We start from the raw sequence: 23,729 nt of genomic DNA, 5'->3' as shown, positions 1-23,729 counted from the left end.
TGTTATTTTATCACATTAATTAATCTTTTTATGCAAAGCTGTGTTTTAATTGAACAAAATTTGTTAATAAAACCTCAAAATACAGTATCTTTAATAAAATTAATTTTGGACCGCTGGCCAAATTGGATAAGGCGCTCGGCTACGAACCGGGAGATTCCAGATTCGAGTTCTGGGCGGTCCACCAAAAAAGGATAAAAATGATTGATTGGCTTTTAAAAGCATCTTTACAAAAATCAGTAATTTACTTTTTTATAATTATCGCATTGTTATTATTGCTATTAACAATTGTATTGTAAATTTTATGAGTAATGAATTTGAACAAATAAGCTTAACACCTGGTTTTATGAAACACAATGGAGGTGTTTTGTTTAGAAACATTTCTGAAACTGAATATGAATTTAAATCTACTATAAATGAAAATCACTTAAATGCTGCTGGTATAACTCATGGAGGCTATCTATCAGCATTAATAGATGCAGGTGCTGGAACCGCTGCTCACAGATCTGCGAGTAATGCTCCATGTGTAACTATTTCATTAGATATCAAGTTTATTGGTGCCTCAAAAGTTGGTGATGAAATTATTGGAAATACAAAAATTTTAAAAAAAACTAATACATTAATATTTTTATTTTGTGAGCTTAAATGTAATAACAAAATTATCACATCAGCAACAGGTGTTTGGAAAATTTTAAAAGTTAAACCTTCAAACTTAGGTCCAGGTGGTTAATTTATTCTTTTCTTCTGATATTAAAATATCCACAAATAACTAATAAAATTAAAGCGATTGGATAAACTATATTTTTCGATGGTCTATCAAAGTTTTCAATTTTGAATTCACTAATATAATCACCCATTTCAAAACCATTTTTTTTTGCCTCTCCATTCCATTTTAAATTATCAACAATTATTTTTTCATCTTGCACCAATAAAGTAATCCCATAATCCTCTAGAGTAAAATGATCTTCAAAGGTATTTTTTGATATTACAAAAAGTTTATATCTTTCTCCATATAAACTGGGTCTTGTTACTTTAATTTGAATTTTTTTTTTTGAATCAAATTTTAATGAATTGATTTTATTAATTTCTTGATAATTATATTTTGGGTAAAATTTATTTAGAACAAAATCTGGAGACAATAAAGAAATAGAAATGATTAAAAAAATAATTATCTCATACCATTTAAGTCTATTTACAAACCAACCTTGAGTTGCTGATGTAAAAACTAAAATTCCGATTAGTGAAGTTATAATAACAATAAGCCCATGCCAGATATTCTCAATACCAATAAGTAAAAGTTCATGATTAAACAAAAAGACTATTGGTAATATTCCTGTTCTTAAACTATACCAGAAGGCTTGAACTCCAGTTCTTAATGGATCTCCTCCAGATATTCCCGCAGCTGCATAAGAAGCTAAACCTACTGGCGGCGTTACATCTGCCATCAATCCAAAATAAAAAACAAATAAATGGACTGCAATCAATGGAAAAATAAATCCAGATGCATTTCCAACATCAACTAAAACAGTTGCCATCAAAGATGCAACTACAACATAATTTGCAGTGGTTGGTAAACCCATTCCTAATAATAAACACAAAATTATAGTTAAAAATAATAGTATTGTGACGTTATCTTTAGCAATAGATTCGATAACAATAATTAAGTTTGTACTTAAGCCTGTTGAGCCAACTGCACCTACTATGATGCCAGCTGTAGCAATTGCAATGCCAACTGCAACCATATTTAATGCTCCTTTTTCAAAACCAATGATTGTTTGATTAAACCATTCTTTAAAAGAGTCTTTAGAATAATTATTTTTAATTATTAAGTTGATTAGATTGACTAAAATTAAAGTAATTGTTGCATAAAAAATTGAATACGAGGCAGTAAACCTTAAATAAACAAGAGTATAAATTAAAACAAAAATAGGAATTAAAAAGTGAATTCCAGATAAAAATGTCTTTTTCAAATTTGGAACATCCGCATCGTCCATTCCTTTCAGATTTAATTTTAAAGCTTCTAGGTGAGATATATAAAACAGAGCAATATAGGAAATAATTGCAGGTAAAAAAGCATGTTTAACTATTTCAAAATAAGTAACCCCAATAAAACTTGCCATTACAAATGCTGCGGCACCCATCACAGGCGGCATTATTTGTCCATTTACAGATGATGAAACCTCAATCGCACCTGCCTTTTCTTTAGAGAAACCTGTTTTTTTCATTATTGGAATAGTAAATGTTCCAGTAGTTACGGTATTAGCAATTGATGATCCTGAAATTAAGCCAGTCATTCCTGAACCTAGAATTGCGGCTTTGGCTGGTCCACCTCTCATTTTACCAACCATCGCAAAAGCTAAATCTAAAAAATATTTACCACCACCTGCTGTTTCAAGTAAGGCACCAAATAAAACGAACAGAAAAATAAAATCTACGGAAACCCCAATAGGGATTCCAAATATTGCCTCTTGATCCAACCATTGAAATCCTACCAATCTATTTAAAGACAAGCCTCCATGAGATATTATTTCTGGGGCATACCTTCCAAAATATGAAAATAATAAAAAACAAGTTGCAATGATTACCAAAGGTAATCCAATTGCTCTTCTTGTGGCCTCTAAAAGAATTAAAATACCACATCCTCCTAAAATTAATTCTACTGGAAAATTAAATGTATCAGTGATTTCCAAACTTAAAAGGACACCACCCCTCTCTACTAGTTGATCATAAAAAAAATAAATATAGAGACAAGAAAAAGCACCTACAAAACTTATAATAATATCAAAAAATGAAATTTTTTTTCCTTTTGCTACTGGGTAAATTAAAAATGCTAAAGTTAATGCAAATCCTAAATGTATTGCTCTAGCCGGTAAACCTTTGAACATTCCAATATTCAACATAAATGGAAATGGTGATGCGTACCAAAGTTGAAATAAGGACCAAATGATAGCTATTGCAGATACTACCTTTAAATGAAATCCAGTAATGTTTCTAGTTGGTGATAAATCCTCGCTTATTTTATTTTTTATATTGGCACTAATTGAATCACTCATAAGAAATATTCATACCATAAAAAAAAGGCCCGGTAAAAATTACCAGGCCTTTTAAAAAGTAAAAAACTTAGATTACATTAATCCAGCTTCTTTATAATATTTAATTGCACCAGGATGTAGTGGAGCAGATAAACCATCTTTAATCATGTTTTTCTTTTCCAAAAATCCAAATGCTGGATGTTGTTTTTTGAAATCATCAAAGTTTTCAAAAACTGCTTTTGTAACTAAGTATACTAATTCTTCAGAAACATCTGCCGAAGTTACCACAGTTGCTTTAACACCAAATGTAGTAGCATCTTTTTTCTGTTTTGTATAAGTGCCTTTAGGAATTACAGCCTGCGCATAATAATCAGCACCATCAATTAAGCCTTGAACTTCTGGTCCAGTCAAATTGATTGGAGATGCTTTAGCTGCACAAGTTGCTGCTTGTTCCATTGCACCATTTGGAAATCCTACCGAATAACCAAATGCATCAATTTTACCATCACATAAAGCTTTCACTTGCTCTGAAGAAGTTAACTCTGTTGTTGATTTAAAGAAACTATTATCAACACCCATAGCTTTCATTAGCTCTTCCATGGTTCCTCTCTGACCAGAACCAGGGTTACCAATATTTACTACTTTACCCTCTAAGTCTGCAAAATCTTTAATTCTTGCTTTTTTTCTAGCCCAAATTTGAAAAGGTTCGTTGTGAACTGAAAACACAGCTCTCAAATCACTAAACTGTTTTCCTTCCCATTTGCTTGAACCATTCACTGCGTGATATTGCCAGTCAGATTGAGCTACACCAAATTGAAATTCTCCAGCTGCTATTTGTCCAATATTGTAGTTTGAACCACCTGTCGATGGAGCAGTACATCTATACGCTTTAGCTGTACCTTTTTTTCTACCGTGCTCAGCACTAATTGCTGATTTATGAAGCATTTTACATATAGCGTTACCTGTTTGGAAATATACTCCAGTAGGTCCGCCAGTTCCTATCGTGAAGAACTCAGCTGATTTAGCAACTGTAGTTAATGACAGTGATGCAAATAAAATCAGTAAAGCACTTGATAGAGATGCAATTATTTTTTTCATTATGTTCCCCTCTCTATAATTGTATGTCGTTATTTTTATAAGTTAATCTTACCAAAAAATTACAATGGATGTACAGGCTGATTTTAAAGATTTTCTGACCATTTTTTTAAATTATCAACACCTTCTACAATCATTGGTGCTAACTTTTTAATTATATCAAGATCAATAGACTGATCCTCTTTAATGCTATTCATAAACTTTTCTCCATCAAAGTCGGTAAAACTTAATCTTGCTAACATTTTACTTTCATGAAATCCAAAATCAGATCCAGGCAATAATGCAACACCTGTTTCTTTTAAAATATTTTCACACATTTCTGATGAAGTTTTAAATTTAGAATTTAAAAATTCAGGCATTAAATAGAAACCTCCTTGAGGTTCATTAATTAAAATTTTGTTTGATTTTAAATTTTGATAAACATAATTACCGACAGCTTTTAAAATATTTTTAGATTTATTAATGTATTCGCTATGATTGTTTTCATAAGCTTTTATTGCAGCATATTGTATAGGCGCGCTTACTGCTGAAAAGGTTTCGCTGGCCAAAACATTAATCATGTTTTTTATATCATTTAAGCTCTCGGGAACAATAAAATATCCCAATCTCCAACCACCAGCTCCACACCATTTACTTAGACCGGTACTGATAATTGTTTTTTCAGGACAAATATTTGAAATAGACTTATAATTTTTTGTAAAAGTCAGTTCTGAATATATCTCATCAGATAAAATTATAAGATTATGTTTATTTGCAACATTAGAAATCTCTTCCAAATTTTCACAAACTTGCCCTGAAGGATTATTAGGGGAATTTAAAAATAATAAATAATTTTTATTTTTATCTTTTAATATTACTTGCTCTATTTCTTGAGCTGTAGGGAACCAATTATTTTCTCTTTTTGTTTGTAAAATTTGAATTTTGTTTCTTCCTAATATTGCTTGTGGCGCGTAAGAAACCCAACTAGGTGCAGGCAATATAATTTCGCCGTCGAATATTACATGAAGTAAAAACATTAACTCTTTTGAGCCTGGTCCTATGATGACATTTTCAGAATTATATTCATAATTTTTTTTTTTGGATGTGTATTTTGCAACAGACTGTCTTAGTTCTGAGAGACCCTGCATCGGTAAATATTTGTTTTGATACGCATTATTTTTAAGCTCCTCTACTACGTCTTGCGGAACTTTAAAGGGTGATTGTCCAAAACCAAATTTGAATATTTTTTTTCCTTCATCTTCAAGTTTTTTTGAAGCTTCATTAATTGCTAGCGTAGAAGATGGTTTTAAATCTTTAACTATATTTTTTAACATTTAATAACTTAACTGTTTCAAATTTTTGTATTGTTTTAATACTTCTGGGTTTGCTAAAGCTTCTTTATTTTTAACAACACTTCCTTCTATAGTGCTTTTAACTGCAAGCTCAACAATTTTACCACTTTTGGTTCTTGGAATATCTTTTACAACAATTACTTTACTAGGGACATGTCTTGGTGATGCATTTATTTTTATTTGAGTTTTTATTCTATTAAGTAAAGAATCATTAAGTATGTATTCATTACTCATTACAACGAAAAGAATTATTCTTATATCATTATCCCAAGATTGACCAACTACTAGTGCTTCTTTAATTTCTTTAAACTTTTCAACCTCAGAATATATTTCAGCAGTACCAAGTCTTACACCTCCTGGATTAAGGGTAGTGTCAGATCTTCCATGTATAATAAAACCACCAGTATTTTTTCTTTCTGCATAATCACCATGATGCCAAGTATTTTTATATCTATTGAAGTAAGCTTTTTTAAATTTTATGTCATTTTTATCATTCCAAAATTTGAGAGGCATTGATGGAAATGGATTTTTACAAACAAGTTCACCTTTGGAATTTTTTAAAGATTTGCCTCTACCATTAAAGACATCGACTTCTAAACCTAAACCGGAATTTTGTATTTCACCAATATTTACTGGCTGATATATATTTCCTAAAACAAAACACGACACAATATCTGTACCACCTGAAATTGATGAGAGATGAACTTTCTTTTTAATATTTTTATAAACATATTTAAAACCTTCACTTGATAAAGGAGAACCTGTTGAACATATTGTTTTTAATTTTTGAAGTTTATATTTAAATTTAAGATTAGGTTCTAATTTTCTTAGAGCATCAATATATTTAGCGCTAATTCCAAACAAAGTAATTTTTTCTCTTTGTGCTATTTTTAAAAGTAAATCACTTGATTTATACATTGGAGAACCATCAAAAAGTACTATTGATGCCTTTGAAGCTAACGAGCTTACTAACCAATTCCACATCATCCAACCACAAGTGGTAAAATAAAACACATTATCATTTTCCTTTATATCACAATGTAATTGGTGTTCTTTCTTATGCTGAAGAAGAACTCCGCCAGTTCTGTGGCAAATACACTTTGGTTTACCAGTTGTTCCACTTGAATATAAAATAGCCAACTCACTTTCGAAATCATACTTTTTAAAATTTATTTTTTCAGATTGATTATGAATAATCTCACGCCATTTAATTAAATTTATTTTCTTATATTTACTTTTATTAGTGACATATTTTTTTCCAGGATAATTAACAATCACAACATTTTTAATTGACGGAATAGATTTTAAAATTTCAGATAATCTCTCTAATACATTAATTTTTTTCCCATTGTAAAAATACTGGTCTGTAATGAACAAAACTTTTGGATTGATTTGAGAAAATCTTTCAACAACACCTTTAATACCAAAATCAGGACTGCATGATGACCAAATGCTTCCTATAGTACTTGCTGCTATAAACGCCTCAACTGTCTCGATAGTATTAGGCATATAAGCTGCAACTCTGTCTCCTTTTTTAATTTTAATTTCCTTTAAAAACTTTATAATTTTGCCTGTATTTAAATTTAATTCTCTCCAAGATTTTTCTTCTCTAAAGCCATTTTCACTTATAAAAGTGACCGCCTTATCATCATTATTTTTTGACAATAAATTCTCACCAAAATTTAACTTACTTCCAGGTAAGAATAAATTTTTATAAAATATTTTAGATTTTTTAATTTTTTTTTTACTTTTCAATCCTTTAATTTCTGAAAATTCCCAAAAATAATTCCAAAACTCAGGAGAATTTTTAACAGACCAATTTAAAAAAGTTTTGTAATTTAAATTAAATTTTTTTTTGATTTTTTTTGAAATAAATTTCTCAAAAGCATAAAGATTTGAATTTTTTTTCTCTTTTAAAGATGCTTCCCAAAGTTTATTGGTCATTTTTATTTTATTAAATTACTATTATAGAATTAATCTCAATTATGATATTCTCATTAATATTAATATAAAAATGAGAACTTTTTACCCTCCGATTCGGTCATGTTTTAGTCTATTTTTGTTCTTTAGCACTAACAATATCTGGTAGGTAAAAAAAAATATACACCAAAGATAGAAATGCCTAAAAATAAAATCACAGCTGTTCTTGGTCCAACAAACACGGGTAAAACTCATCTTGCAATTGACACAATGCTATCTTTTGACAACGGAATGATTGGGTTCCCATTAAGATTATTAGCAAGAGAGGTTTACGATAAAGTAATAAAAGAAATTAGTATAGACAAAGTTGCTTTAATAACTGGTGAAGAAAAAATAATTCCTACAAACGCAAAATATTATTTATGCACAGTCGAATCAATGCCTATTGAAAAACATTTAGAATTTGTAGGCATAGATGAAATTCAAATGTGTGCAGATCATGAAAGAGGTCACATATTCACAGATAGACTATTAAATTTAAGAGGTGAAAAACTTACGATGCTAATGGGTTCTAGTACTATTAAAAACATCATATCTAAATTAAACGAGGATTTAGAATTTATTAATAGAGATAGATTGTCAAAACTCTCTTATGCCGGACATAAAAAAATATCAAGAATAAATAGAAAAACTGCAATCATAGCTTTTTCATCGGAGGAAGTTTATGCAATAGCAGAATTAATAAGAAGACAAAAGGGTGGGGCAGCTATAGTTATGGGTTCATTAAGTCCTAAAACGAGAAATGCTCAAGTAGAACTTTACCAATCTGGAGATGTTGATTTCTTAGTAGCCACTGACGCTATTGGAATGGGAATAAATATGGATCTAGATTATGTATATTTTTCAAATCTTAAAAAATTTGATGGAAAAAAATTAAGAAAATTAAATTTATCTGAAATAGGTCAAATAGCAGGAAGAGCTGGAAGATATTTAAATGATGGTGGATTTGGAATAACTGGTGATTGTAAAGAAATTTCACCTGAAGAAGTAGAATTAATTGAAGGACATAAATTTGAAGAAATAAGAACTTTATTCTGGAGAAATTCTGATCTTAATTTCAATAACCCAAATTCACTGATTAAAAGTCTTGAAGAAAGACCTTCGATGGAATGGTTAAGAAAAGTTCATGAATGTGAGGATGAAAGAGCGCTAAAATATTTTATAAAAGATGAAAAAAATAATTTAGAATTTAACGAAAGAACTCTCAAATTGTTATGGGAATGTTGTCAAATACCTGATTTTGTTAAAAAAACCTACGGTAATCATTATGAAGTGATCAGAAACGTTTTTAAATTTTTAAACAGTGAAAAAGGTCTAATTTCAGAAGATTACATGAGATTACAGCTCATGAAACTTGATAAATTAGAGGGAAATGTAGATTCTTTATCAAATAGAATTGCAAATGTAAGAACTTGGTCTTATGTTTCAAATAAAAATAATTGGGTAGAAAATCAAAATTATTGGATAGAAAAAACAAAACATTTAGAAGATAGACTTTCTGACAGACTTCATGAAGAACTTACCAAGACTTTTATCGACAAAAGGGCAAGTATACTTGCAAGAGGTTTAAAACAAGACATGGAATTCAAAACTGAAATATTACAGAACAATGACGTTAAAATAGATGATCAGTTTATTGGTAAGATCAAAGGTTTGAAATTAGAATTAGATTTAAAAAAAGGCTCTCTGGAAACTGATATCAAGTCATTAAAAAAAGCTGCTAGACAATCAATTGGGCCTGAGTTTGATAAAAGAATTCAATCAATTATAGACACAGGATTAATAGATTTAAAGGAGGACTTTAAAATATATTGGAATGAATTTCCAATTGCTAGACTTTTACCAGGAAATGATTATTTAAGTCCTAATTTTACTTTGGTTGTTGATGACATCATTGAACAAAATCCAAAACAAAAACTAAATGATTTTATTCAAAAATGGCTAAACTCTAAAATAAGCAATGTCTTGAAAAGTTTAATTGATTTAAAAAACATTAAAGAGGATAAATCTTCAATTAAAGCTTTGGCTTATCAGCTTTATGAAAATAATGGTGTTTTAAAAAGAGAACAAGTTTCTGATTATTTAAAAAATCTTGAACAAATAGATAGAAAAGTACTTAGAGAATTGGGTGTAAAATTTGGAAGATATCATGTGTTCCTTTATCAACTTATAAAACCAGATGCTGTATCTTTAAGAACCTTATTGTGGAAAAATTTTCATCAAAAATTCTATAATTTAAAACCGCCAACTTTTGGATTAAATTTTTTAGAAGATAAGGATTCTCAAAATAAAAACTTCATGCTTCTATGCGGGTTTGAAAAATTTGATAATCTATTTGTAAGAATAGATATTCTTGAAAGACTCTTTGTACAAATAATTAATGCTACCTCAAAAGAAAATAGTGAAATAAAAATGATACCTGAAATGTTAAATCTTTTAGGATGTAGCAAAGAGAACTTTAAAAAATTATTACAAAAAATGGGTTATAAAACTTATGAGAAAGAACAAGAAATGTTTTTTAAATATAATCCAGTTAAAAAATTTAAAAAAATAAAAATACAGAATAAAAAAGTTTCAAATGAAAATCCATTTAAAGTTCTTAAAAATCTCAAGTTAGGTTAATTTTATGTTTTTTAAAAAGACAGATAAAAAAGAAGAGAATAAATTTATAGTAAAAGTTTGTGCTTTATTGATCAATGCTGCAAAAATAGATGAAAATTATACTGACAAAGAAGAGGAAATAATTAAAAAAACACTTCTAGAGTTGGGCCTTGAAAATGAAAAAATCATAAAAACCATCCAAGATGCAAAAAAAATTGAGGAAAATTCAAACCAAATTTTAGACTTCACTAGAGAAATTAAAAATTTACCTGAAAAAGATAAAATTAAAATAGTGGAGGCTCTTTGGTCAATTATTTATTCTAATGGAGATGCTGATATGTATGAAACAAATCTCATGAGAAGATTAGCGGGACTTTTATATATTGACAGTAAAACTATGGGGGATATTAAGCATAGAATAAAAGAGGAAAGTAAAGAGTGACTTATATTGTAAACGATAATTGTATTAAGTGTAAACTTACTGATTGTGTAGACGTTTGTCCGGTTGATTGTTTTTATGAAGGTAAAAATATGCTTGTAATTAAACCGGATGAGTGTATAGATTGTGGCGTTTGTGAGCCAGAGTGCCCCGTTGATGCTATAAAAGCAGATACAGAACCTGGAAGCGAAAAATGGTTAGAGATCAATAAAAAATATTCAGAAATCTGGCCTAACATAAGTGAGAGAAAAGATCCCCCTGCGGATCATGAAAAATTTAAGAATGAGCAAAATAAGTACGAAAAGTATTTTAAAGAAAATCTTTAAAGGCAAATCTGATAAAGAAATGGCAAAAAAAGTTAAAAAGAAAAAAGTAACTAAAGTTAAAAAAGTTGTAAAATCTAAAACTAAAAAAACTAAAAAAGTAGTAGTAAAAAAAGCTAAAAAAGTATTAAAAAAAATTCCAAATAAATCATCTAAAATAAAAAAAGTTTCAAAAATTACTGAAACGCCAGATGAACCGAAAGTAGATAATTTAAGAATATCAAAAACTAATGAAGTTAAACCTGAGATAAAAAAAGTCAAAAAACAAGAAACTGAAAAAAGAGAATTTAAAATTAAAGATTATGTTGTTTATCCAAAACATGGTGTTGGTCAGATTACAGAATTTAAAAAAATAAATATCGGTGGTATTGATGTTGAAACATACGTTATCAAATTTGAAAAAGATAAAGCTAATGGTATGGTACCCGTTAACAAACAGTCTCACCTAAGGCCTTTAGCAACAATTAATCAAGTAAACAAATGTATTTCTATTTTAAAAAGTAAGCCAAAAATCAAAAGATCAATGTGGAGTAGAAGAGCACAAGAATATGAGGCAAAAATTTCATCAGGTAAAATTTATGAATTGGCTGAAGTTGTAAGAGATCTAAACAAAGGTGATGATCTTATGGTTGATCAATCTTATAGTGAAAGACAACTTTTTGAAAAAGCTTATGAAAGAATGCAGTCAGAATTTCAGATAATTTTAAATTTATCACCAGAAGACACTCAAAAAAAATTGGATAAAGCATTAAAGAGAAATGTAGGTGGACAAACACAAGCGATTAGCACTACTCCTAAAACTCCAACTGCTGATTTACCTGTCGAAGAACCTATTTCTGAAACTGACGAACCTTTAGACGAATAAAAAAAACGCCTCTCACACAAAAAGTTATGAGAAGCGTTTTTTGTAAAGAATACTAAGTTATTATTTTCTTCTTTTCTTAGCCTTTTTAGCTTTTTTCTTAGCTTTTTTCTTAGCTTTTTTCTTAGTTTTCTTTGCCGCTTTTTTTCTTTTCTTAGGCATCTTTAGCTCCCTTTTTAGTTTAACGAATCAAATTGATTCGTTGTTAACTTATTTTTATTTTTTTATACAACTTATGTCAAATCATTAATTGAAAGAGAATTTTAAAAAAATTATTTTTTATTTTTTATTTATTATAAAAAATTTTTTTATTAATTTAGTTAATGTTTATGCGGTAAATAAACTCTTAATTTAAAGAAATTTAATAAAGTTTTTCTATTTCACTTTTATACTTTTCAATAATTTTATATCTTTTTAACTTTAAAGTTGGTGTCATTAATCCATTTTCAATTGTAAATTGTTCTTTAATTACAAAAAACTTTTTAATTTTTTCTATCTTAGATAAGTTTTTATTTATTGTTTCTATTTCTTTTAAAATGTTTTCATCTGATACATTGCTTTCATTATTATTTAAAACTAAAATAGCTATTAAATATGGTTTGTTATCTCCATAAACTAATGCTTGCTCTACAAATTCAATCTTAAGTAAATCATTTTCAATTTTCACAGGAGAAATATTGTCACCACCTGGCGTAATTAAAATATCTTTTTTTCTATCAGTGATTTTTAAATATCCATTTTCAAAATGTCCTATATCTCCAGTATATAACCAGCCATCCTTTAAAACTTTTTCTGTCTCTTCCTTTTTATTCCAATAGCCTAACATAACGTTTTCACCTTTAACCAGAATTTCACCATCGTCAGCAATTTTCACTTCATTACCACTAAAAGCAGGACCCACTGTATCTATCCTTATATCTTTTATTGGGTTGCAACTTACAACTGGGGAAGTTTCGGTTAACCCATACCCTTGCAAAGTCGGTAAACCTATCGAATTTAAAAAAACACCCACTTCTTTATCTAGCGTACCTCCTCCAGAAATGAATGCTTTTAAAGAACCTCCAAACTGAGCTTTTATTTTTTTTCTAACTATTTTTTCACAAATTGTATTTTGCACTTTTTCAAAAAAAGTAAGTTTTTGATTTGTTAGTACTTTTTCTCCTAGATATAGCATTTTGTTTATTAGAGATTTTTTAAAACCAGTAGCTTTATTAAAAGTTGAATTAATTTTTTGATACAGATTCTGATAAAATCTTGGAACAGCTGTCATAATATCTGGACTACACTCCCCCATATTTTTAATTAACTTATCTATACTTTCTGCGTAGTAAACTTCGGCACCTATTGCTATTTGTACAAACTGAACGGTGTGTTCATAAGAATGAGATAATGGTAACCAAGTTAAGAATTTAGGTTTGTAAGATACTATTTCTTTTAAAAGTGAAATAGAACCTTCACAATTACTTAAAATCCCCCCATGGCTGGGCATTACTCCCTTGGGGTTACCTTGGGTTCCTGATGTATAAATAATACAAGCTACATCTTTTCTTGAAATTTCTAATTTTAAAAAATCGATCTCTTCACAATTGTTCTTTAGAAAAATATCTTTAATACATATAGTATCTGATTGACTGTCAATTTGATCAAAGGTGATAACCTTTTTTATAAATGGCTTTGTAGAAATTATATTTTTAATTTTATTATATTGAACTTGATCTGAGACAACTATTACTGATGGATTACAATCATCAATTAAATATTCATAATCTCTTTCGGTGTAAGTGGTATAGGCTGGCACGGTAATTCCACCTGCTAACATTATCGCTAAATCAGATATCATCCATTCAGGTCTATTTTCTGAAATTAATAAACATCTATCTTTTTTTTGAATTAAAGATTTAAGCTCGTCGCTTAATTTTAAAATATTCAAATAAGTATCTCTCCAAGAAAATTTATCGTTTGGATTTTTTAAGGATTTTAGAAAAATTTGATCTGCTTTTTCTTTTGTATACTGATTATAAAATAGTTCTAAAAGATTATTATAGTTTTTTATATTCATAAACTTTGGTGGGCGAAGAGAGAATCGAACTCTCACTTCTTGCGAAACACGATTTTGAGTCGTGCGCGTCTACCAGTTCCGCCATTCGCCCATTAAATTAAATTATAATTAAATAGTATAAGAACTAAAATTATATTAAAACCAAAAAATGTTCCAAAGTCTTTATAAAAAGTGTTTAAATTTAGCTGCTCACAAAAGTTCAAATTTGTACTTAGGAATTGTTTCCTTCACTGAAAGTTCGTTTTTTCCTATACCCCCAGATGTAATGATTATTCCTATGGTGATTGCTAAAAAAAAAGAATATTTTAAAATATTTTTAATCGCATCTTTATTTTCAGTTTTAGGTGGAATTTTTGGATATTTACTAGGTTATTTGTTTTATGATTTAGCTATTCATGTAATTGAATTTTATGGTTATGAAAATAAAGTAGAAAATTTGAAGACAAGTTTGTCTCAAGGATCAGGTTTTTTTGCCTGGCTAAGTATTCTTTTTCTAGCAGGATTTACTCCACTTCCCTATAAAGCATTTACTATTGCTAGCGGTGTTGTTGGTTTTAGTTTACCTGTATTTATTGTTGTAAGTTTAATCTCGAGAAGTCTTAGATTTTTTATTGTTGCTTATTTATCTTATAAATTTGGTGACTTATTTACTGAATTCATGGAAAAGCATGGTTCAAAATGGTTCACTATAATTGGAATTTTAATAGTTATAGTATTAGGAATTATATTTTTAATTTTTAAATTTAATGCTTAATAACAAATCATTGTTTCTTAAACTAATTTTATTTGTCAGTTTCGTTGCTTTATTGTCAGCGTTCTTTATTGAATATGTTTTGGGTCATCAACCATGCAATCTTTGTATCTTAGAGAGAATTCCATATGTAATTGCAATAGTAATTATACTCTTGAATTATAAATTTTCTCAGTTTGAAAAAATATTTTTGGTTTTATTGGTAATTGTTTTTTTAACGGCTACTATCTTATCAGTTTATCATTTTGGTATTGAACAAGGATTTATCGAGGAGTCTCTAGTTTGTGACCTAAAAAATGGCTCTGAGGCAACATCTAAAGAAGAAATTTTAAAACAATTGCAGAAACAAAAAGTGAGCTGCAAAGATGTAACATTTAAAATTTTTGGATTATCACTTACAACTTATAATATTGTAATTTCTATACTAATTACAATCAATGCATTAAAAATTTATTTAAACTATGCCAAAAGTAAGTAAAAAAAAAATTGAAGAATTTATAAGGGTAGATCATGCTGGTGAGCGTGGAGCAGTTAAAATATATGAAGGTCAATTGTTAGCTTTAAATACATTTGTCAAAGATGAAAATTTGAAAAAAATCATAGAAGATATGAAAATTCATGAAAAGGAACATAGTGAATTCTTTGAAAATGAAATTAAAAAAAGAAACATTACTCCTACAAAACTTTTACCACTGTGGGATTTGCTAGGTGTTGGTTTAGGATTTGGTTCTACTTTGTTAGGGAAAAAGGCAGCCATGCTATGCACAGCATCTGTAGAGGAAGTAATTGATGAACACTACTTAAATCAAATTAATCAATTAGATGAAGATGAAAAATTTCTCAAAAACAAAATTACAAAATTTAGAGAAGATGAGCTTAATCATAAAGATATCGCTTATGAAAAGGGTGCAACTAAAAAAGGACCTTATAGTATTTTAGATAAAATAATTAAAACTGGTTCTAAAATTGCAATTAATATTTCTGAAAAAATTTAAGTTTCTAATTCAACATCCCAATACAAATAATCCATCCAACTTTTGTGTAAAAAGTTAGGAGGAAAGTTCTTACCATTTTTATGTAAATCTTCTGTTGAAGGTCTGAATGGATATTGATTTAATTTCATTCCTGAATGTTTTAATAATTTTCCACCTTTTTTTACATTACAAGCTGAACAAGCTGTAACAACATTGTCCCAATTTGTTTCTCCACCTTTAGATCTTGGAAGCAAATGATCAAAAGTAAGTTCCTCATTACTTCCACAATATTGACAAGAGAATTTATCTCTTAAAAAAACGTTAAATCTAGTAAAACTTGGTTTCGTTTGAGGAACAATATAGTCTTTTAAAGCTATAACACTTGGTAGCTTCATATTAAATGAAGGGCTTCTGATAGTTCTATCGTAATGACTTACAATTATAACTCTATCAAGAAAAACTGATTTCACAGTGTCTTGCCATGACCATAATGATAGTGGGTAATAGCTTAGAGGTCTGTAATCAGCATTAAGAACTAATGCAGGACATTTTTCTAATGATACATCTTGTTCAATAAAGTTGTTCACATTAAAACATTAACTTAGTTTAGCATCATAATCAATATGATCAGATGTTAAATTTTTTTTAAAATATAATTTAATGCTGTACTTGATGCCTCGATAGGAATGTGATGGTCACAATTTTTTATTAGCAACGTTTCAACAGGAATATTATTTCGAATTAAAAAATCTTTAGCTTCAAGTAAATGTGTTGATGGAACAATTTGGTCGACATCACCATGTATGAGTAATGTATCTGTGCTATTTTTGATTCTATCTTTCAAATTAATTTGATCTATTATTTTCCCTGAAAATCCTACGACACATAAAAATTTTTCATTTGAGGTAAGACCAACATTCAAAGACATCATGCAGCCCTGGCTAAAGCCTGATAAACAAATTTGTTGATTTAATAAGTTGTATTCAGTTTTAACTTCCTCAATAAATTTTTTAATAACATTTTCAGCTTTAATTGACTCTTCAAGAATATAAGATGGATCTTCTTTGGTTAAATCAAACCATTGATATCCTGATGGATTAATTGCACACTTTTCATGTCCGTTAGGACAAATAAAAATAGTGTTTGGCAGATGTCTTTTCCAATTTAAAGTTAACATACTTATGTCTTTTCCATCTCCACCATACCCATGAAGTAAAATTATCGCATTCTTAATTTCTGTTCCTTCTTCTGGCTTGATGATGATTGAATTAAGGCAAAATGTCATAGATGATTTATTATGTTTTTTATTTTTAAAAACACTCTACAATAATATTATGTTTTCTGGAATATTAGTTAAAATATTATCTATCGCTCTTTTAATAGCTGTTGGAATAGTTTTGATTTTAGGTATTGGAACTTTATTTAAAGGTGGAGAAACAAGTAAAAAATATTCAAATAAACTAATGCAGCTTAGAGTTCTGCTGCAATTTGTGGCTATACTTGTTTTGGTAGCTTTCGCATATTTTTTTAAAAACTAATTATATTTCTCAATCCACTTTAAAAAATCTTTGTCATTAAAGTCTATATCACCAAGAACCCTTGCAAATTCCTCACCTTCTTTATTTATAAATATTGATGTTGGAACTCCTCTTAAAGAAAATGTTTTAGCTAAAGTTACTTCTGGATCAAAAAAAGGTTCCAAATTTTTTAAGTCTAATTTCATAAAAAATTCTTCAACTTTATTTAGTTTTTCTTTACCAATATTAATAGGAAAAACTTTTAAATTATTAAGTGATGAATTTGCTTGCATATTGTCTAATGAAGGCATCTCTTCTTTGCACGGAGGACACCAAGTAGCCCAAAAATTTAAAACTAACAATTTTCCTTTGAAATCATTAATTTTAATTTTTTCATTTTTCTTATTTAAAAAAAATACATTTTCATACGTTTTTGGAACTTTATGAATAACAATATTTTTAATGTTTGGTAAATCACTAGCTTCTGCAGTTGTAATTAAAAAAATAAATAATGCTAAAATTCTCATATTAATTAGGTATAACTAAATATCATGGCAAAAAATAAAAACAACCAAGCAATATGGAACACGCGAATACAAAAGGAAGCGTCAAACTTATTTCAAAAAGTTGGTAATTCTATTGATATAGACAAGAGACTTTACAAAGAAGACATCCAAGGATCCATTGCACATGTTGAAATGCTTTTTAGACAAAAGATAATTTCCTTTAAAATAAAAAATAAAATTATTTATGGTCTAAATAAAATTTATAAAGAAATAACTTACAAAAAATTTGAATTTAATAAAAAATATGAAGACATTCATATGAATATAGAGAAAAGATTGTTTCAAATAATTGGTGATGAAGCTGGATACATTCATACAGCTAGATCAAGAAACGATCAGGTAATAACTGATTTTAAAATTTGGATTAAAACTGCAACAAAAGATATTAATAATAATATAGATAAAGTAATCAAAAGCACAATTAAACTAGCTGAAAAAAATATAGAGACTATCATGCCAGGGTTTACTCATCTTAAAAATGCTCAAGCTATATCATTTGGCCATTATTTAATGGCTTATGTAGAAATGTTTACTAGAGATAAGAAAAGATTTTTAAATAATTTAAATTGTTTAGATGAAAGTCCATTAGGTGTAGCAGCTCTATCAGGCACTTCATTTAATATAGATAGAAATTTTACATCTAAAAAACTTGGATTTAAAAGACCAACTAATAATTCAATAGATACAGTTTCGGATAGAGACTTTGTGCTAGATTTTCTTTACGCTATTTCAGTATGTTCAATGCATATTTCTAGAATTGCAGAGGAATTAATTATATGGAATTCAGATGGATTTAACTTAATTAACTTATCAGATAAAGTTGTTACAGGCTCTTCGATTATGCCTCAAAAAAAGAATCCTGATCTCTTAGAATATCTAAGAGGAAAAACTGGTACTTCTTACGGAAATTTTTTTTCTATGTTAACGATACTAAAAGGTTTGCCACTATCCTACTTTAAAGATTTACAGGATGATAAGGAATTGGTTTTTAATTCTAATGACACTCTAATAAATTGCTTAAAAATATTTGATGAAGTTTTAAAAAATTGCAGTGCGAATAAAAAGAAAATGCTTGAACTTGCTAACACAGGTCATATTACGGCGACAGATTTAGCTGATTATTTAGTTAGAGAACACAATATGTCATTTAGAAAAGCATATCAAAAAACAGCTGCTATTGTTAACATGGCTGAAAAAAGGAAGAGAAATTTAAACGAATTAACTTTATATGAACTTAAAAAAATTGAACCAAAATTAACAGAAAAGGTTTTGGAAATTTTCAATTTAAAAAACTCTATAAATTCCAAAAAATCATTTGGGGGAACTTCTTTTGAAAATATTAAAAAAATGATAACTAAATATAAGAAACTAAAATGATAAAAAAAATCACATTTACATTGGTTATGTTGCTACTGTTATTTTCATGTGGCAAGAAAGGTGACCCAGTATACAAAGATGACAAAAACCAAGTTTATTTAAATCTATTCTCTAAAAATAGAGTGTGATGAAATACATAAATAAAAAATTATCTATTGATAAAGTTAACTTTCTAAAGATTGCGAAAAAATATGGTACTCCAACATATTGCTATTCATATTCAAGATTAAAAGAAAATATATTAAATTTCAAAAAAAATTTTAAATCAACATCACCATTGATATGTTTCGCGGTTAAATCAAATACCAATGTAAATTTAATAAATGAGATATCAAAATTTGGTTTTGGAGCCGATGTAGTATCTGTTGGTGAAATGATGATGGCTCTTAAAGCAGGTATTAGTCCAAAAAAAATTGTCTTTTCAGGAGTTGGTAAAACTACAAATGAAATAAGTTACGCAATAGATAAAAAAATTCTACTGATAAATGCAGAATCGAGAAGTGAAGTAGTAGAGATAAATAGAGTAGCTAGACGAAAAAATAAAATTGTGAAAATTGGTTTAAGATTAAATCCTAATACTGATGCAAAAACATTAAGCCAAATTTCGACTGGTAAAAAAGAGAATAAATTTGGTGTAAATGAAAAAACATTTTATGAAATAATTGAATATTGCAAAAGTTCACAAAATATAGATCTTAATTGCCTAAGTGTGCATATTGGAAGCCAAATTTTAGATCATAAGCCTTATGAAAAGATGCTTAAAGTAGTTGATAATATTTTAAAGAAAACGTCTCATGAATTTGAATACATCGATTTAGGTGGTGGTATGGGAATATCTTACACAGAGAAAAATAAAAAACTTAATTATAAAAAATATAATTTAGCTATTAAAAAATTTTTAAAAAATAAAAAATGTAAAATTATATTTGAACCAGGAAGATCTATAATAGGAAATTCTGGAACATTGATTACAAAAGTTATTTATATAAAAGATAGTGAAAGTAAAAAATTCATTATATTAGACGCGGCAATGAATGATTTAATGAGACCAGCATTATATGGTGCAATTCATAAAACTTTACCTGTCATTAAATCTGGGAAAGTTTCCAAAAAAACTTATGAATTTGTAGGACCTATATGTGAAAGTACAGACAAGTTTGTGACTATTAAAAACTTTCAGGAACTTCAAGAAAAGGACTATGTTGTAATATGTGATGTTGGTGCTTATGGAATGTCACTAAGTTCAAATTATAATTTAAGAACAAAACCATTAGAAATATTAATTAAAAACAACAAAATAAAAATAATTAGAAAAAGACAAAAGCATAAAGATTTAATTTAGCTTTTGAGACAATGATAAGAAACATTTTATTTTCAATAATTTTTTTTACTGGAATTATTTTTATTTCTATAATTTTTTTACCTTCTTTTTTTCTACCAAGAAAAATTGTTTTAATTGGTGGCAAACTAATGGGCTATTGGACTGGTATTTGCTTAAGGTTTATCCTTTCAGTAAAAATCCTTATCAGAGGTGAAGAAAATATAATCAATGAGGATAAATTTTTTATTGCCGCATCTCATCAATCAATGTTTGAAACTTTTTATTTGCAAACTATTTTTAATTCACCAGTTTTTATTTTAAAGAAAGAGCTTCTTCAAATTCCAATATTTGGTTGGTATTTAAAGAAAATAGGATCAATTTCAATAAATAGAAATAAAACAACTAAAGATAATTTGGGTTTTTTTAGCGATATTTCAAACACAATATCACGATCAAATCGTCCATTAATTATTTTTCCTCAAGGTACAAGAGTATTACCTGACGATAGAACTCCATTTAAAAAAGGAGCCTCTAGAATATATGAAGAATTAAAGATAAATTGTTTACCAGTAGCCATAAATTCTGGTTATGTGTGGCCAAAAAAAGGTAGTAAAAATGGTAATAGAACAATTACTATATCAATATTGAAACCTATTTCAGCTGGTCTAGAAAAAAATGAATTTTTAAAAACTCTAGAAAAAAATATCTATGAAGAATTAGATTTAATAAATTAACCCTTCATTGGCATCACAACATAAATACTATCAAAATCGCCCGGATCTTTTATTAAAGCTGGTGAGCCTGTATCATTAAAGAAGATTTCAACTCTATCACCATCTAATTGTGAAGCTACATCAATCAAATATCTGGAGTTAAAACTTATTTCTAAGTCATGATCAAATTTAACATTTAATGTTTCTTTTCCATCTCCACTATTAGTATTATTTACCGAAAGATTAAGAGTATCATTTGATAAATTAAATTTTACACCATCTTTTTTATCCAGGGACACGGAAGCCACTCTATCAACTGAGTTTAAAAAAAGTTTTAAATCAATTTCTAATTTTTTTTGATTATTTTTAGGAATTACCTGAATGTAATTCGGAAATTTTCCATCAATAAGTTTTGAAATTAAAATACTATTATTCAATTCAAACTTAATTTTTGACTTTAGATTTGATACTTTTACATCGCCATCATAATTATCTAAAAGTGAACAAAGTTGAAAAATTGTTTTTTTGGGGAGTATAATAGGATCAAATTCAATTTTTTCATCTAGCCTGATTTTTGAAATTGACATTCTATGACTGTCAGTAGCAACAGCGGTTAAATAATTTTTATTTTCAACTTCAGTTTGGTGAAAATAAATACCACTTAAATAATGTCGAGTTTCATCATTTGAAACAGAAAACTTACATTTATTTAGAAGCTTCAATAATTGTTTTGATTTTATAATAAATTCATTTTCATTAAAATTTTCATCAGTTAATGGGAACTCGGTAGCACTAATACAATTCAAATTAAAAATAGATTTTTCCGATTCTACTTGTAATTTACTTACATCGGTAAGAGTAAGGTTAATTTTTTTTCCTGATGTTAATTTTCTGATTATGTCATACATAATTGACGAGGTTGTTGTTGTTTTTCCTTCTTCAAGAATTTCAACATTATTTAGCTGGTGTATAAAAATTAAATCAAGATCTGTAGCAGTAATTGTTAATTTAGAATTACTAGCATCTAATAAAATATTAGATAAAATTGGTAACGTGCTTCTCTTTTCAATTACACCCTGACAATAATTTAGTGCTTGCTGAAGGTCTTGTTGGTTGACGTTAAATTTCATTTTCTTTGTTATTGTATAATATCTGATTTTTAAGTTTATTGATATTATCTACCATTTCTGGATCTTTTTCTTTGATTTTCTCAATTGTTTTAACAGAATGGATAATTGTTGTGTGATCTCTATTCGAGAATTCTCTGCCTATTTCTGGTAATGATTTTGAAGTTAAAATTTTAGTTAAGTAAATTGCTGTCTGTCGAGGTCTTACAAGATATCTTGATCTTCTTGAAGAAAGCATTTCATTTTTGCTTATCTTAAAAAACTTACACACAATAGTCTGTATTAAGTCAATTGTTACTTTATTTTCTGAGATATTTAAAAGATCTTTTAATACCACTTTAGTTTCAGGTAAATTTGGAACTTTGTTATAAATTCTTGAAAAGGATACTATTCTATTAACTGCTCCAACTAATTCTCTAACACTTCCTGAGATCTCATTACTGATAAAATCTTGTATATCTTTTGATACTTGAAGCTGATCTGAATATAAATTGTTTAATTCTTCTGTTTTTTTTTGAACTATTTTTTTTCGTAATTCTAAATCAGGTTTTTGAATGTCAACAACCAATCCACCTGAAAATCTGGATTTAATTCTCTCTTGAATACGCATTAATTTATTAGGTGCTCTATCAGCTGATAATATAATTTGTGATCCTTTATCTAACAAAGCATTGAATGTATGAAAAAATTCTTCCTGCATTGCTTCTTTGCCGCTAATAAACTGGATGTCATCTATTAATAAAATGTCAGTATTTCTAAAATATTCTTTAAACTTAACCATATCATTTGATTTAATTGATTTTACAAACTGATACATGAAACGTTCCGCTGAAATGAACATCACTTTATTTTTTTTCTTCATCTCAAAACCAATAGAATTTAATAAGTGAGTTTTCCCCATTCCTACACCACCATAAATATAAAGTGGATTATAATGAGAGATAGTTTCTGTAACCTTTAAAGAAGCTTCATATGCAAGTTTATTGCTAGATCCAGTTATAAAGTTATCAAATCGTTTGTTTGGATCTATTCTGTTATACTGAAGGTACGAGTCTTTTATAAATGAAACATTTTCATTTTGGGTATTTTCAATATTTGTTGAGTCTTTTAAATCCTTATCAACTTTTTGATCAATAATTTTAAATTCAATTCTAATTATATCTTTTTTATACAATTTAATTATTTTCAGAATTTGGTCTAAATACCTCGAAGTAATCCAGTCTCTGATAAATCTAGTTGGAACAGATAAAAGTAAATAATTATTATGCTCCTCAAGAAATGATATTTTTTTTAACCAACTTTCATAAATTTCCAAACCTAATTTATTCTTCATTTCAGATTGAATTTGTTGCCAATCAATCTCTTCTGAAGCAAAATTATTAATATTTTTATTTTTAAAAGATTTATTCATAAGTTAAGGGAAGATCTCAGTTAGAACTATTTAAAAAATTTTGCAACAAGTATTAAATTTAAAATTAAAAAAAAATTAAATCTGCAATTGTAAAATTAATTGTCACAATCATTTTTTTTTGTGGACATAAATATTTAAATTAACTTTAAATTTTTTTAAAAATAAAATTTTTGATTGAATCAAATACAGATTGAATCAAACATTGATTGTATTGTATGAGATCAAAGATTTACTAAATCTAAATATAGTAATT

23 protein-coding genes and 2 tRNA genes are annotated in these 23,729 nt (G+C 27.9%); 14 read left to right on the top strand and 11 right to left on the bottom strand.

All coding sequences use genetic code 11. The annotated features are described in order from the left end of the window. The first annotated feature begins 107 nt into the window (after positions 1 to 107). Positions 108 to 184, top strand: a tRNA-Arg gene (locus tag ACTTA8_RS07325). A gap of 117 nt (positions 185 to 301) precedes the next feature. Further along, positions 302 to 727, top strand: coding sequence for a PaaI family thioesterase (locus ACTTA8_RS07320; RefSeq protein ID WP_440655216.1), 426 nt, complete (start codon positions 302 to 304; stop codon positions 725 to 727). A 1-nt stretch (position 728) separates the two neighbouring features. On the opposite strand, the gene ACTTA8_RS07315 is transcribed toward ACTTA8_RS07320, so the two are convergent. The 4 genes from ACTTA8_RS07315 to ACTTA8_RS07300 form a co-directional block, all read right to left on the bottom strand. After that, a complete protein-coding gene (locus ACTTA8_RS07315) occupies positions 729 to 3,050 on the bottom strand; it encodes a TRAP transporter permease (protein ID WP_440655215.1) in 2,322 nt (773 codons plus the stop codon). A 72-nt stretch (positions 3,051 to 3,122) separates the two neighbouring features. Continuing rightward, entirely contained in the window at positions 3,123 to 4,127 is a 1,005-nt protein-coding gene (locus ACTTA8_RS07310) for a TAXI family TRAP transporter solute-binding subunit (RefSeq protein WP_440655213.1), read from the bottom strand. Positions 4,128 to 4,210: 83 nt separating this feature from the next. Then, positions 4,211 to 5,437 carry a pyridoxal phosphate-dependent aminotransferase gene (locus tag ACTTA8_RS07305; protein WP_440655212.1) on the bottom strand — a complete coding sequence of 409 codons (1,227 nt, stop codon included), beginning with the start codon at positions 5,435 to 5,437 and terminating at the stop codon, positions 4,211 to 4,213. Next, entirely contained in the window at positions 5,438 to 7,399 is a 1,962-nt protein-coding gene (locus tag ACTTA8_RS07300) for an acetoacetate--CoA ligase (RefSeq protein ID WP_440655211.1), read from the bottom strand. A gap of 174 nt (positions 7,400 to 7,573) precedes the next feature. Between ACTTA8_RS07300 and ACTTA8_RS07295 the strand changes: the two genes are divergently transcribed. From ACTTA8_RS07295 to ACTTA8_RS07280, 4 genes are read left to right on the top strand one after another with little or no spacing between them, the layout of a single operon-like run. Further along, the gene (locus ACTTA8_RS07295; RefSeq protein ID WP_440655210.1) at positions 7,574 to 10,057 is read left to right on the top strand and encodes a helicase-related protein; all 2,484 of its coding nucleotides are present in this window, start codon (positions 7,574 to 7,576) and stop codon (positions 10,055 to 10,057) included. A gap of 4 nt (positions 10,058 to 10,061) precedes the next feature. After that, positions 10,062 to 10,478 carry a TerB family tellurite resistance protein gene (locus ACTTA8_RS07290; protein WP_440655209.1) on the top strand — a complete coding sequence of 139 codons (417 nt, stop codon included), beginning with the start codon at positions 10,062 to 10,064 and terminating at the stop codon, positions 10,476 to 10,478. Further along, complete coding sequence (fdxA, locus tag ACTTA8_RS07285; protein WP_440655207.1) at positions 10,475 to 10,801, top strand: ferredoxin FdxA; 327 nt, start codon at positions 10,475 to 10,477, stop codon at positions 10,799 to 10,801. Before ACTTA8_RS07290 ends, fdxA begins: the two co-directional genes overlap by 4 nt. Continuing rightward, on the top strand, positions 10,743 to 11,663 hold the full coding sequence (locus ACTTA8_RS07280; protein ID WP_440655206.1) for a CarD family transcriptional regulator: 921 nt from the start codon (positions 10,743 to 10,745) through the stop codon (positions 11,661 to 11,663). Before fdxA ends, ACTTA8_RS07280 begins: the two co-directional genes overlap by 59 nt. A 358-nt stretch (positions 11,664 to 12,021) precedes the next feature. Here the strand turns inward: ACTTA8_RS07280 and ACTTA8_RS07275 are convergent, their stop codons facing one another. Next, on the bottom strand, positions 12,022 to 13,719 hold the full coding sequence (locus ACTTA8_RS07275; protein ID WP_440655205.1) for an AMP-dependent synthetase/ligase: 1,698 nt from the start codon (positions 13,717 to 13,719) through the stop codon (positions 12,022 to 12,024). Between the two features lie 6 nt (positions 13,720 to 13,725). Continuing rightward, positions 13,726 to 13,810, bottom strand: a tRNA-Leu gene (locus ACTTA8_RS07270). A gap of 57 nt (positions 13,811 to 13,867) precedes the next feature. On the opposite strand from ACTTA8_RS07270, the gene ACTTA8_RS07265 reads away from it, so the two are divergent. The 3 genes from ACTTA8_RS07265 to ACTTA8_RS07255 are packed head-to-tail and all read left to right on the top strand — an operon-like array spanning position 13,868 to position 15,465. Further along, positions 13,868 to 14,473, top strand: a complete 606-nt coding sequence (locus ACTTA8_RS07265) for a YqaA family protein (RefSeq protein WP_428079200.1) — start codon at positions 13,868 to 13,870, stop codon at positions 14,471 to 14,473. Next, positions 14,466 to 14,948 (top strand): disulfide bond formation protein B, encoded by a 483-nt coding sequence (locus tag ACTTA8_RS07260; protein ID WP_440655204.1) that lies wholly within the window; start codon positions 14,466 to 14,468, stop codon positions 14,946 to 14,948. The genes ACTTA8_RS07265 and ACTTA8_RS07260 overlap by 8 nt, the downstream gene beginning before the upstream one ends. After that, a complete protein-coding gene (locus ACTTA8_RS07255; RefSeq protein ID WP_440655203.1) occupies positions 14,932 to 15,465 on the top strand; it encodes a demethoxyubiquinone hydroxylase family protein in 534 nt (177 codons plus the stop codon). Before ACTTA8_RS07260 ends, ACTTA8_RS07255 begins: the two co-directional genes overlap by 17 nt. Here the strand turns inward: ACTTA8_RS07255 and ACTTA8_RS07250 are convergent. Further along, on the bottom strand, positions 15,462 to 16,031 hold the full coding sequence (locus ACTTA8_RS07250) for an HNH endonuclease (RefSeq protein ID WP_262590094.1): 570 nt from the start codon (positions 16,029 to 16,031) through the stop codon (positions 15,462 to 15,464). The genes ACTTA8_RS07255 and ACTTA8_RS07250 overlap by 4 nt on opposite strands. Before the next feature lie 47 nt (positions 16,032 to 16,078). Further along, complete coding sequence (locus ACTTA8_RS07245; protein WP_440655202.1) at positions 16,079 to 16,729, bottom strand: alpha/beta hydrolase; 651 nt, start codon at positions 16,727 to 16,729, stop codon at positions 16,079 to 16,081. Between the two features lie 49 nt (positions 16,730 to 16,778). Here ACTTA8_RS07245 and ACTTA8_RS07240 point away from each other — a divergent pair, with 49 nt between their 5' ends. After that, positions 16,779 to 16,982, top strand: coding sequence for a twin transmembrane helix small protein (locus ACTTA8_RS07240; RefSeq protein WP_440655200.1), 204 nt, complete (start codon positions 16,779 to 16,781; stop codon positions 16,980 to 16,982). Here ACTTA8_RS07240 and ACTTA8_RS07235 read toward each other — a convergent pair. Further along, positions 16,979 to 17,488, bottom strand: a complete 510-nt coding sequence (locus ACTTA8_RS07235) for a TlpA family protein disulfide reductase (RefSeq protein ID WP_440655199.1) — start codon at positions 17,486 to 17,488, stop codon at positions 16,979 to 16,981. The genes ACTTA8_RS07240 and ACTTA8_RS07235 overlap by 4 nt on opposite strands. Positions 17,489 to 17,512: 24 nt before the next feature. On the opposite strand from ACTTA8_RS07235, the gene argH reads away from it, so the two are divergent. From argH to ACTTA8_RS07215, 4 genes are read left to right on the top strand one after another with little or no spacing between them, the layout of a single operon-like run. Continuing rightward, complete coding sequence (argH, locus tag ACTTA8_RS07230; RefSeq protein ID WP_440655198.1) at positions 17,513 to 18,904, top strand: argininosuccinate lyase; 1,392 nt, start codon at positions 17,513 to 17,515, stop codon at positions 18,902 to 18,904. Beyond that, entirely contained in the window at positions 18,901 to 19,032 is a 132-nt protein-coding gene (locus ACTTA8_RS07225; RefSeq protein ID WP_440655197.1) for a hypothetical protein, read from the top strand. The genes argH and ACTTA8_RS07225 overlap by 4 nt, the downstream gene beginning before the upstream one ends. Further along, positions 19,032 to 20,246, top strand: a complete 1,215-nt coding sequence (lysA, locus tag ACTTA8_RS07220; protein ID WP_440655195.1) for a diaminopimelate decarboxylase — start codon at positions 19,032 to 19,034, stop codon at positions 20,244 to 20,246. Before ACTTA8_RS07225 ends, lysA begins: the two co-directional genes overlap by 1 nt. An 11-nt stretch (positions 20,247 to 20,257) precedes the next feature. Next, positions 20,258 to 20,959 carry a lysophospholipid acyltransferase family protein gene (locus tag ACTTA8_RS07215; protein ID WP_440655194.1) on the top strand — a complete coding sequence of 234 codons (702 nt, stop codon included), beginning with the start codon at positions 20,258 to 20,260 and terminating at the stop codon, positions 20,957 to 20,959. On the opposite strand, the gene dnaN is transcribed toward ACTTA8_RS07215, so the two are convergent. Next, positions 20,956 to 22,068, bottom strand: coding sequence for a DNA polymerase III subunit beta (gene dnaN / locus ACTTA8_RS07210; RefSeq protein ID WP_440655193.1), 1,113 nt, complete (start codon positions 22,066 to 22,068; stop codon positions 20,956 to 20,958). The genes ACTTA8_RS07215 and dnaN overlap by 4 nt on opposite strands. Then, positions 22,058 to 23,476 (bottom strand): chromosomal replication initiator protein DnaA, encoded by a 1,419-nt coding sequence (gene dnaA / locus ACTTA8_RS07205; protein WP_440655192.1) that lies wholly within the window; start codon positions 23,474 to 23,476, stop codon positions 22,058 to 22,060. The genes dnaN and dnaA overlap by 11 nt, the downstream gene beginning before the upstream one ends. Positions 23,477 to 23,729: the final 253 nt, after the last annotated feature.

The sequence above is a fragment of the Candidatus Pelagibacter sp. HIMB1506 genome, from assembly GCF_052047935.1.
GTDB lineage: Bacteria > Pseudomonadota > Alphaproteobacteria > Pelagibacterales > Pelagibacteraceae > Pelagibacter.
The sequence above is the reverse complement of the archived record's forward strand: the minus strand, read 5'-3'. Positions and strand labels throughout refer to the sequence as shown.